Source organism: uncultured Lacinutrix sp., assembly GCF_947500325.1.
GTDB lineage: Bacteria > Bacteroidota > Bacteroidia > Flavobacteriales > Flavobacteriaceae > Lacinutrix.
Map to the genome: position 1 here is coordinate 51122 of NZ_CANMRQ010000009.1, position 11377 is coordinate 62498.

At 28.6% G+C, this 11377-nt stretch carries 9 protein-coding genes; 5 read left to right on the top strand and 4 right to left on the bottom strand.

All coding sequences use genetic code 11. The annotated features are described in order from the left end of the window. The first annotated feature begins 109 nt into the window (after positions 1-109). Positions 110-3523, top strand: a complete 3414-nt coding sequence (locus Q0997_RS12245) for a methylmalonyl-CoA mutase family protein (RefSeq protein ID WP_299889258.1) — start codon at positions 110-112, stop codon at positions 3521-3523. Positions 3524-3665: 142 nt separating this feature from the next. On the opposite strand, the gene Q0997_RS12250 is transcribed toward Q0997_RS12245, so the two are convergent. Both Q0997_RS12250 and Q0997_RS12255 read right to left on the bottom strand, forming a co-directional pair. Further along, a complete protein-coding gene (locus Q0997_RS12250) occupies positions 3666-4799 on the bottom strand; it encodes a T9SS type A sorting domain-containing protein (protein ID WP_299889260.1) in 1134 nt (377 codons plus the stop codon). An 85-nt stretch (positions 4800-4884) separates the two neighbouring features. After that, the gene (locus Q0997_RS12255) at positions 4885-5994 is read right to left on the bottom strand and encodes an AraC family transcriptional regulator (protein ID WP_299889262.1); all 1110 of its coding nucleotides are present in this window, start codon (positions 5992-5994) and stop codon (positions 4885-4887) included. 645 nt (positions 5995-6639) lie between these two features. Here Q0997_RS12255 and Q0997_RS12260 point away from each other — a divergent pair. The 4 genes from Q0997_RS12260 to Q0997_RS12275 all read left to right on the top strand — a co-directional run bounded on the left by Q0997_RS12260 (position 6640) and on the right by Q0997_RS12275 (position 9850). Further along, positions 6640-7920: a hypothetical protein gene (locus tag Q0997_RS12260; protein ID WP_299889264.1), complete on the top strand. Its 1281-nt coding sequence runs from the start codon at positions 6640-6642 to the stop codon at positions 7918-7920. Between the two features lie 136 nt (positions 7921-8056). Beyond that, a complete protein-coding gene (locus tag Q0997_RS12265) occupies positions 8057-8560 on the top strand; it encodes an antitoxin Xre-like helix-turn-helix domain-containing protein (RefSeq protein ID WP_299889266.1) in 504 nt (167 codons plus the stop codon). 3 nt (positions 8561-8563) lie between these two features. After that, entirely contained in the window at positions 8564-9028 is a 465-nt protein-coding gene (locus tag Q0997_RS12270) for an RES family NAD+ phosphorylase (protein ID WP_299889268.1), read from the top strand. Positions 9029-9310: 282 nt separating this feature from the next. Then, complete coding sequence (locus Q0997_RS12275) at positions 9311-9850, top strand: sigma-70 family RNA polymerase sigma factor (protein WP_299889270.1); 540 nt, start codon at positions 9311-9313, stop codon at positions 9848-9850. Between the two features lie 84 nt (positions 9851-9934). On the opposite strand, the gene Q0997_RS12280 is transcribed toward Q0997_RS12275, so the two are convergent. Both Q0997_RS12280 and Q0997_RS12285 read right to left on the bottom strand, forming a co-directional pair. After that, the gene (locus Q0997_RS12280; RefSeq protein WP_299889272.1) at positions 9935-10693 is read right to left on the bottom strand and encodes a DJ-1/PfpI family protein; all 759 of its coding nucleotides are present in this window, start codon (positions 10691-10693) and stop codon (positions 9935-9937) included. A 2-nt stretch (positions 10694-10695) separates the two neighbouring features. After that, a complete protein-coding gene (locus Q0997_RS12285) occupies positions 10696-11319 on the bottom strand; it encodes a hypothetical protein (protein ID WP_299889274.1) in 624 nt (207 codons plus the stop codon). Between the last annotated feature and the right edge of the window lie 58 nt (positions 11320-11377).

Genomic DNA, 11377 nt, shown 5'->3' on the forward strand with positions numbered 1-11377 from the left:
AAAAGAAGTGGTTTTTTATGAGTTAAAACTTTTAGATAATTCCAGATTTAAGCGCTATTTTTTTGAATATTCCGTAAATTGCATGCCTAAAACAGATTATTTTTTCCGAATGATACAAACAACACCATACAAACCAAAACATAAAGTTAGAATAGTAACTGCTGCGGCCTTATTTGATGGCCATGATGCATCCATAAATATTATGAGACGTATTATACAGTCTACAGGTGTTGAGGTTATCCATTTAGGACATGATAGAAGTGTAGATGAAGTTGTAAATACTGCTATTCAAGAAGACGCTAATGCTATTTGTTTAACATCATATCAAGGAGGGCATAATGAGTATTTTAAATATATGTACGATCTTTTAAAAGAGAGAGGAGCTGGACATATTAAAATTTTTGGCGGCGGCGGCGGCGTTATTTTACCATCAGAGATTAAAGATTTAATGGATTATGGAATTTCACGAATTTACTCACCAGATGATGGTCGTGAAATGGGATTACAAGGTATGATTAACGATTTAGTTGAAAAATCAGATTTTGCAATTGGTGATTCATTAAATGGAGAAGTAGAAATTCTATCTAAGAAAAACCCTAAAGCAATTGCTCGTGTCATATCTTCAGCAGAAAATTTTCCTGAAGTAGCTAAGCAAGCTTTAGATAAAATTCATGCTAAAAATAAAAAATCTAAAACACCAGTTTTAGGAATAACCGGTACCGGTGGAGCAGGGAAATCGTCATTAGTTGATGAGTTGGTTCGTCGTTTTTTAATAGATTTTCCAGAAAAAACGATTGGTTTGGTGTCTGTAGATCCGTCAAAACGAAAAACTGGAGGTGCTTTATTAGGAGATAGAATTAGAATGAATGCTATTAACTCGCCAAGAGTTTATATGCGTAGTTTAGCTACACGTCAGTCTAATTTAGCATTATCAAAATACGTTAATGAGGCTGTAGAAGTTTTAAAAGCGGCTGAATACGATATAATTATTTTAGAAACTTCTGGTATTGGACAAAGTGATACAGAAATTATGGAGCACAGTGATGTTGCTTTGTATGTTATGACGCCTGAATTTGGAGCGGCAACTCAATTAGAAAAAATTGATATGCTTGATTTTGCAGATCTAGTAGCGATTAACAAATTTGATAAAAGAGGTTCTTTAGATGCTTTACGCGATGTGAAAAAACAATACATGCGTAATAATAATTTATGGGATACGCCGCAAGATAAATTACCAGTTTACGGTACAATAGCATCTCAATTTAATGATCCAGGAATGAATACGCTTTATAAAGCGATAATGGATAAACTTGTTGAAAAGACAGATAGTGATTTAAAATCTTCTTTTGAAATATCTGAAGAGATGAGTGAAAAGATTTTTGTAATTCCACCAAATAGAACACGTTATCTATCTGAAATTGCAGAAAATAATCGCGCATACGATAAAACAGCAAATACTCAAGTTGAAGTTGCTCAAAAATTATATGGTATTTATAAAACTATAGAGTCGGTAATTGAAACTACTCCTAAATTAGATAAATCTGGTATAGATTTAGAATCGATTGAAACTAACGAAGAAAATAAAGATTTTGTTAGATTATTGATATCAGAATTTGATCGCGTAAAATTAAATTTAAATCCTTACAATTGGGAAGTTATTATTGGTTGGGACGAAAAAGTAAATAAATATAAAAATCCTATATATACTTTTAAGGTAAGAGATAAAGAAATAAAAATAGAAACGCATACAGAGTCGTTATCTCATTTGCAAATAGCAAAAGTTGCTTTGCCAAAGTATCAAGCTTGGGGAGATATTTTAAGATGGTGTTTACAAGAGAATGTTCCTGGTGAATTTCCTTATACATCTGGATTATATCCTTTTAAAAGAACAGGTGAAGATCCAGCACGTATGTTTGCTGGAGAAGGCGGACCAGAACGTACTAATAGACGTTTTCATTATGTAAGTGCAGGTTTACCAGCTAAACGTTTATCTACGGCTTTTGATAGTGTAACGCTTTATGGTAACGATCCAGATTTACGCCCAGATATTTATGGGAAAATTGGAAATGCAGGTGTTAGCATTTGTTGTTTGGATGATGCTAAAAAATTATACTCTGGTTTTGATTTAGCAAATGTTATGACTTCGGTAAGTATGACCATTAATGGTCCGGCTCCAATGTTGTTAGGTTTCTTTATGAATGCTGCAATTGATCAGCAGTGTGAGTTTTACATAAAAGAAAATGGATTAGAAAAAGAAGTAGAAGCAAAAATTGCTAAACTATATAAAGGAAAAGAAAGACCTAGTTATAATGGAGAATTACCAGAAGGTAATAATGGATTAGGTTTATTTTTATTAGGTGTAACTGGTGATCAAGTGTTACCAGCAGATATTTATGCAGAAATAAAAAAGAATACCATAGCTCAGGTAAGAGGAACAGTTCAAGCAGATATATTAAAAGAAGATCAGGCTCAAAATACATGTATTTTTTCTACAGAATTTGCATTACGTTTAATGGGTGATGTTCAGGAGTATTTTATTGAAAACAATGTACGTAACTTCTATTCGGTATCTATTTCTGGATATCATATTGCAGAAGCTGGAGCAAATCCAATTACGCAATTGGCTCTAACATTATCTAATGGATTTACTTATGTAGAATATTACTTATCTCGAGGCATGGATATTAATAAGTTTGGTCCAAACTTATCGTTCTTTTTTTCAAATGGAATTGATCCAGAATATTCTGTTATTGGTCGTGTTGCTCGTAAAATATGGTCTAAAGCATTAAAGCATAAATATGGAGCTAATGCTCGTGCGCAAATGTTAAAGTATCATATTCAAACTTCAGGACGTAGTTTACATGCTCAAGAAATAGATTTCAACGACATTCGTACTACATTACAAGCATTATATGCTATTTACGATAATTGTAATTCATTGCATACAAATGCATATGATGAAGCTATTACCACGCCAACAGAAGAATCTGTTCGTCGTGCAATGGCAATACAGTTAATTATAAATAAAGAATTAGGATTAGCTAAAAATGAGAATCCAATTCAAGGCTCTTTTATTATTGAAGAGCTAACCGATTTAGTTGAAGAAGCTGTACTTCAGGAATTTGATAGAATAACAGAACGAGGCGGTGTTTTAGGAGCCATGGAAACTATGTATCAACGTAGTAAAATTCAAGAAGAAAGTTTATACTATGAGACATTAAAACACAATGGTAAATTTCCAATAATTGGTGTAAATACATTCTTAAGTTCTAAAGGTTCTCCAACTGTAGTACCAGCAGAGGTGATTAGAGCTACTGAAGAAGAAAAACAATTTCAAATAAAAACGTTAGAGAATTTACATAAAGCTAATGACACAAAAGCGTTGTTAAAAATGCTTCAGAAAAAAGCAATCAATAATGAAAATATATTTGAAGAATTAATGGAAGTTTGTAAGGTCTGTTCTTTAGGAGAAATTACAAGCTCTTTATTTGAGGTTGGAGGTCAATATCGAAGAAACATGTAAAATGAAAATTTAAATAGATTAACAATCTATTTCATCGAAAACTATATATTTAAAATAGTTTAATTTTTGTTAATAAAAGCGAGAGCATCTATATGGATGCTCTCGCTTATTTATATAAGATAGTTTCCTTTTTAGCTTCTGTTTAAAAAAGAATTTTTTTTGAAACACGTTGTTTATTACTAGTAATTAAAACAGTATATAGTCCCGAAGGATAGTTTTTAGTGTTTATTTTGGTATTGAATGTTGAGTTTTCAGTATAGAAGTTTTTATTAAAAACTTCTTTTCCATTAATGTCAATAATACTAATGGATACTTTTTTTTCTTTTAATGTATCAATTTTAATATGTAAACTATCTGCGGTTGGATTTGGAAATAGCTTTATATTAGATATAGTATTTTCAAATTCGTCAACACTTAAAAAGGCATTATCAATAATTCTTAGGTTTTTAGTGGTGGCATCAGAAATATAGATTTTATTATTTATATCATCACCAAGAATACCATTTGGAGCACTAAAAGTTGCATCATTAATATTTCCATCACTATCTCCAATTATAGATCCTGCATATAATGTTATCGTTCCATTATTAGGGTTTATAGTATATATTTTATTTTCTCCAATTTGAGTGGCAATAAGTTGATTTCCTATAGTACTTAAAAAACCTAAAAAATTTGAATTTGAAGGTCCATTTGCAGATAATTGGGCAATTAGCGTAAGTGTGTTATTTTCAAACTTAAATATTTTTCTATCATTAAAATTGGCTATGTATGGTATGTTATTTATAAAAGCTATTCCTGCAGGTCCATTTAATGGAGCACCATCATATAGCGTAGTTATTGTACCGTTAGATTCTAATTTTTTTATTTTACTAGAAGATGTAAAAGTGCCATACTCAACTATTATGAAATCTTCAGTATTTGGAATACGTTTTATACCAGCAGGAGTTATTAGTCCTGCAGTATAGCTTGCCAATAAATTTGCATTAGTATCGTATTTGTAAATTGAATTTGCTGTATGGTCACATATGTATATTTCATCTAAGGAATTAGCAGCGATTCCATTAGGATTTGAGAAACCATTTTTAAAAATCGAAACATTCCCTGTAGTATCGTATTTATATACTGTATTTCCATTCCAATCAGAACCGTAAATATTACCTTGAGAGTCTATGGCTAAACCATCAGAAAAAGACCCTTCAATTATAGTAGAAACTGTTTGGGCGTATATGTTTGTAATTAATAATTGAAGAAATAAAAAAGTAATAGTTTTTAACATGATATTTTGGATTTAAAAATTATAAGCCAAAAATATATTTGTAAAACATGTTAATCGACCGTGTGTATACGTTCGTTCCTTTTAGTTATAGATTTTGTTTTATATAATTACTAGGTGTATCGTTCATTATAGCTTTAAAAGCTTTATTAAACGTTGATTTAGAGTTAAAACCAGAATCCATAGCTATGGCTAATAATGTTTTAGATTGGTGCTGGTTTTCTTGTATTTTTTGTAAAAAATCTTCAATTCTAAAGTGATTTATATACTCGTAAAATGTTTTCTTGTAAACTTGATTAAGTAACCAAGATAAATTATTAGAAGAAGTGTTTAATGCTTCAGATAAAGATTTCAAACTTAAATGCGGTGTTGTATGTATATTATCTTCAGTTATTAGCTCGTTAAGTCTATTTTTTAAAAGTTCTATTTCTTCAGGTTTTAATCTTACAATCGTTTTTTTAGCTGCTAATTTATTTTCTAATGGTAATCTAAAAATGTTAGGTTGTGTTAAGCTAAAAAAACCAATAAAATATATAAATACCGGAGCAGAAAGCCACATTGTTGTATAGTTTATATAATTTGAATAGTAACCAAAACTATACAAGCATACAAAAGTCAACAACCATAAAATAAGAAAAAAGGCCAAAGCGCTTAATACAAAAGTTAAATAACGTATTATATTTTGATTAAATGATAACTGGTTTTTTTGAATCTGTTTAAACTTTTTAAGAATTAAAAAAGATTGAATCCAGTAGAATGCTATAGACAATAAGCCTCCTAATTCGACTATAAAAAACATGATGTTTAATTTTCCTAGCTTTATTAGTTCATTTAGCTCTGTTACACTATAAAATAAAGACCAAATAAAATAAATAATGTTTAAGAATATTGGAGTATAGTGGTACCAATTAAGTCTAAAAGCTGGCTTTTCATTAAAAGTAAGTTGTCTTATGTAGCTATATAGAAGAGGTCCAAAGATATAAATTGTAGTATCTGCAATGATACCTAGTTTTATATTACCAGTAATAATAAAAGGGACAGCTCTAACAAAAAGAGTTAAAGATGCAATTAGTAAAATAATAGATAAAGTTCTATTTGCTTTTTTATTTTTATTAGGAAGTAGTTGGATTGCCAGAGCAAGAAAGAGACCTTGACTCATACCTATAACTAATATTATATCTACTAAACTTAATGGCATTTCTTTTTTTAGCTAAAGTAAATATAAAGAATAATCTCTAGGGGCGTTTTGGGTACATTAGGACTAATTAATAATCTTTTAGATTGATTTTTGATGAATTGAAAATATAAATTGTTTTTGTTTTATGTAGAATTAAATAAGTTTATAAAAAAATGTATTTTTTTTCTTAAAAAGATCCGAAGTAATTATTGATTTCGTATATTTATTGTAATCAAAAGCCCTTAAATTATGATTAATCCTATCTTATTAAAGTCCAAACTCCGCTATTTTCTTACTTTTTCATTTAAGCATAATATAAATTCTACTTTTTAAGCAGAATTGATTTTGTGTAATTAAATAATACATAGCAAATAAAGTTAAGTTGCTACTAATTATAGTTTTAGTATATACCTAAAGCGATACAGTAATTAAAAAATAAGAATCCCTCAATCTACACTATTCTTATTTTACTCAATTATATATTACGAAAATATAATTAAGAGGTTTTATGTCAATCTATATTCGATTTACATAGAGCACAAAGAGTGTTTGTTAGATGTTGATTTTTAATCAAACATCTAATAATTATAGTATAACCTTCTATTTAAAAAGAAGATTAATCTATAAATTAAAATATTATTCTACTAACAAATTAAATTAATAATTATGAAAAAAAGTATTTTATTATTTAGCGTTGTCCTTGTAAGTTTTTTCGGTTATTCTCAGATAGATTCAGGAATACTGGGAATAGATAACTGGCTTGAAAACTGGACTAATTTTAAGCCTATAGACCAAGAGTATAAAAAAACGAACAAATCAATTATAGGTTTGATAACAGATGATACTACATTGTCAAATAGATATACATACTTATTACAAGGAGTAGTTTACGTAACAGATAATGCGACCTTGACCATAGAACCAGGAACAATTATAAGAGGTGATCATGAGTCTAATGGAACATTAGTTGTAACAAAAGGAGCAAAAATAATTGCAGAAGGAACAGCGTTAAACCCAATTGTTTTTACATCTAATAAAAAACGTTCTGCTAGAAAACCAGGAGATTGGGGAGGAATTATAATTTTAGGAGACGCTCCAGTAAATACTTTTGGAGGTGTTAGTAGTATAGGTTTTGATTTAGAATCGAGGTTTTCAACTTATGGAGGAGACAATATACAGAGTTCATCAGGTATTTTAAAGTATATAAGAATAGAATATTCAGGAGGGAAATTAAGTTCTGCAAAAGAATTAAATGCAATTTCATTTGCTGGAGTAGGTGATAAAACAATAATAGAAAATGTTCAAGTAAGTTATTCTAATGATAATTCTTTTGAGTTTATTGGTGGTAATTTAAAAATGAATAATTTAATTTCATATAGAGCAATAGGTAATGATTTTGATTTTACCAAAGGGACACAATCTATCATCAATAATAGTATAGCTATTAGAAATCCTTATTCTTCAGGGGTTAAGACTTCTAGAAGTATTGAAATTGATACCTATGATAAAATTGAAAATTTTGACCCTTCAAAAGATAAAACCATTGTAAAAGCTAATAATATAACTTTAGTTAATGTTGAAGATAATGAGCAAGGCTTAGTAAAAGAAGCTATTAATTTAAAAAAAGACAGCTATTTAATTCTGAATAATAGTGTTGTATATGGTTTTAGGGATTTTGTTGTTGTAGATGATGTATTAATTATAGAAGAATTTGAAGAAGTTATAGCGCTAAATAATGTTAGGATAAGTCATTGTAAAAATGATTTTAGTACTAATTTTAAAGATGAAATAATGGATTTAGATATAAAATATAACTACATATTAAATAGAGTGAAAATAACAGATGATAAGATTGAAGATTTTTTTATTAATCCAGATTTGAAATATTCTCCAGATTTTAGACATATAAGTTTTGAAAATGATATGAAAAATATAGTAGGAAATTAGATTTGTCCTATATTAATTAGATTATTGATAAACAATTAATTAACAGTATTTTATTTGTGTAAAACATAAAAATAAAACGAATAGTTAATTTGATTTCACGACAAAAGTACGTATATTTGTGAAAAATGACGCTATTATGAAGCAGCACAAGCAAGAGCATCACATTAAAAATTTAGTGAATGAACCTGAAGCATTTTATAATCTAGATAATAAATACGATAGGATTATTAGTGTCCTAGGTGGGAGTTTAACATTTGATCAAACTATAAATAGCGATTTTGATTTAATTCAAATTACGCGTAGAGGTTTACCTAAGTCTGTAGTGTCAACTTTAAGTAGTTTGTTGGGTGTTTCTATGGAGAAAATGAGCGATTTAATTCATATATCGCATAGAACTATACAGCGTAAAAGTGATAGTGATTTATTAAATATATATAGCACAGAGCAAATTCTTGAAATTGCTCAAGTTGTTTCTCGAGGAATAGAAGTATTAGGTAGTATAGATAATTTTACATCTTGGTTACATAGTGATATTCGCGTTTTAAATTACAGTAAACCTATTAGTCTATTAGATACTAGTTTTGGTACGTCTCTAGTGTTAGATGTTTTAGGTAGAATAGAATTTGGTATCTATTCTTAATTTATGAGAGCATTTAGAATTGCTAGAAAGCAGTATTTAGAAGACTTAAGTGGTGAAGGCGCACGATTATATGGAGGACGTTGGAACAAAAAGGGATATAGTATGCTTTATTTTTCAGAAAGCCTATCACTATGTCTTTTAGAGATTCTTGTACATTTAGATTTTAAATATTTACCGGAAGATTATGGTTATTTAGAAATTGAAATCCCTGATGAATTAATAAAACCTATATTAAAAGCATCTAAATTAGATGCACATTGGAGAGATAATCCACCACACACTTACACAAAATCTTTGGGGACAAATTGGTTAAAATCTGAGAAAAGTCTTGCAATGCAAGTACCTTCTGCTATTTTACCAATTAATAATAATATATTAATAAATCCAAGACATAAATTAGCGTCATCAATTAAGATTATTACATCTGAAATTTTAGATGTTGACGATAGAGTACTTAGTAATAATTAAATAATAAGTACACAGACCTTTTTTATCTTTGAAATTATGTAAAGAAGAAAGGTTAAAAAAATAAACTGCAAATAATGCATCTTTTTTATAAATTCTAAGTCTATTATATGAATTTAAAATTTAGATATTATGAAAAATATAGAATGCACTTGTAACTGCGAAAACTGTAACAAAGGACAATGTACTTCTTGTACATGTGAGAATTGTAATTGTACTAATTGTAATTGTTAAACTAAAAACAGTTCGAGTAATTACTAATTACTCGAACTAACTTTTTTTATTATGACTACAAAACAAGTTTGGCAAAGTTATTCTGGAGATTTAAAACGCTTTATCAATAGTAAAGTAAAAGATAATACTATTACAGATGATATTTTGCAAGATACTTTTATTAAAATCCATACAAAACTGGACACCCTAAAAGATGTATCTAAAATAAAAGCTTGGATCTTTTCTATAGCTAGATATTCTATAATAGATTATTTTAAAACAAAAAATCAAATTTTTGAAATTGCTGATTTTGAAACAGAAGTTAAAATAGAAGAGACTATTCATACAGAAAAAGAATGTTTAAGAGGTATTCTAAAAGGTTTGCCTAAAAAATATAGAGAACCACTCTTTCTATCAGATATAAAAGGGTTAAAGCAAGCTGAGGTTTCTAAGCAGTTAAAGATTAGTCTTCCAACTGTAAAATCTCAAATACAGAGAGCTAGAAAAATGGTAGCTCAAGGATTTATAGATTGCTGTGGTTATACTATAAATGAAAAAGGAGTTTTAGTAGGAGAAGTAAAAGCTAAAGAAGAATGTAAAGTCTGTAGTTAATATAATGTATGATATTATTTATAAAACGGTTTTGCCATACAGAAAAAGGAGATAGGTTTTTTATGTTTCCTAATAAATTAAAAGTTACTTTTTAATAATTAAATGGTCTACTGTTTCTATGTCCCAATCAATTACTAATCCGCCTGCAAGAGATTTAGTAATTTCTTTTCCGTAAAGATGTTCGCATAAATATAAAGCAGCTTCAAAGCTTTTTGCACCACCAGCAGAAGTAATATATTTCCCATCGTGTACAAATAAGACATTTTTTCTAATATCTAATTCGGGGAACATTTCTCGCATAAAATCTATATCGCTAGGAAATGTTGTAGAAACAGAATTATCTAATAAGCCAGCTTTAGCAAGTACAAAAGCACCATCACAATGAGATGTTACAAATAGTGCTTCTTTATCTATTTTTTTTACAAAATCAATCATTGCTGTATCATTAAGATCACTATCTAAATGGTGTTCTGCACTAGGCACAACTAGAATATCAATTTTTGGTAATTCATCTTTTAAATAATTATAGTCAGGTAGAATACGCATACCTTCAAAAGAAGTAATAGCAGCATCTGTATTAGCTACAGTAAAAACATTCATTGCCTTTATGTTCTCTCTAAAAATAGTATGTTGGAAAATATCGAAAGGGGCAGTCAATTCAGTATTAAAAGTGCCATCCATTATTAAAAACGCTACATTATAACGGTTTGGTTCTAGTTTAGGGAATGTTTTTTCACTCTTGCGTTCTTCTATTTTGTTTTCCCATGTCTCTATTTGTTTTTCTTTATCTGTTTTACAACTAAATAAAAGGATAACGATTATAAGTGATACTATATGTTTCATAATTAATTTTTGTCAAATATTCTTTTTAGAGCAATTGCAAGTTTATAGCCAGAATTTGCAAAAGCATTTTCTACACGTCTTAAATTTGGCCAAGTACTGTCATTATCATCATCACTATTGTTAGCTCTAGACTCGTCTATATTTAATGTAGCCGCAATTTTTTTAGTTTTATTATTAATAAGCAGTATGTCTAATTTTACTTTAGAAGGAGAAGTTGAACCAGCAAATTCATAACCAGAATATATCCAAAGCACATTTACCTGCATTGTATAATTAGTTTTAGTCGTGTTATTTATTATTAATTCGGGTGATTTATACTTCGATAGTCTTTCATTAAATTTAGAGATATAAGCTTTAGGCCAAAGCAAGTGTTTGGAGTTTTTATAATCTTTTAACCAAACAATAGTATCCTTTTTTTTAGATTGAATTTTCTTTTTTCTATTATCAATATACTTAGCTTCAGAAATTCTTTTTCCTCCTCTTTCTTGCTTTTCATAATTAAAAATGACTTGAATAGAATCTTCATTTTTTAAAAATAAAAGTTGCTCTTTATTAATTTTAATATGTTGAGCAAAAGCAAATGTATAACTAGCAGTTATTAATAAAATTGTCAGTAATAATCTCATGTAATAATTTTATTTTAGTTCAAATATAATGAAGAATTACAGCGAAAAACGGTTGTAA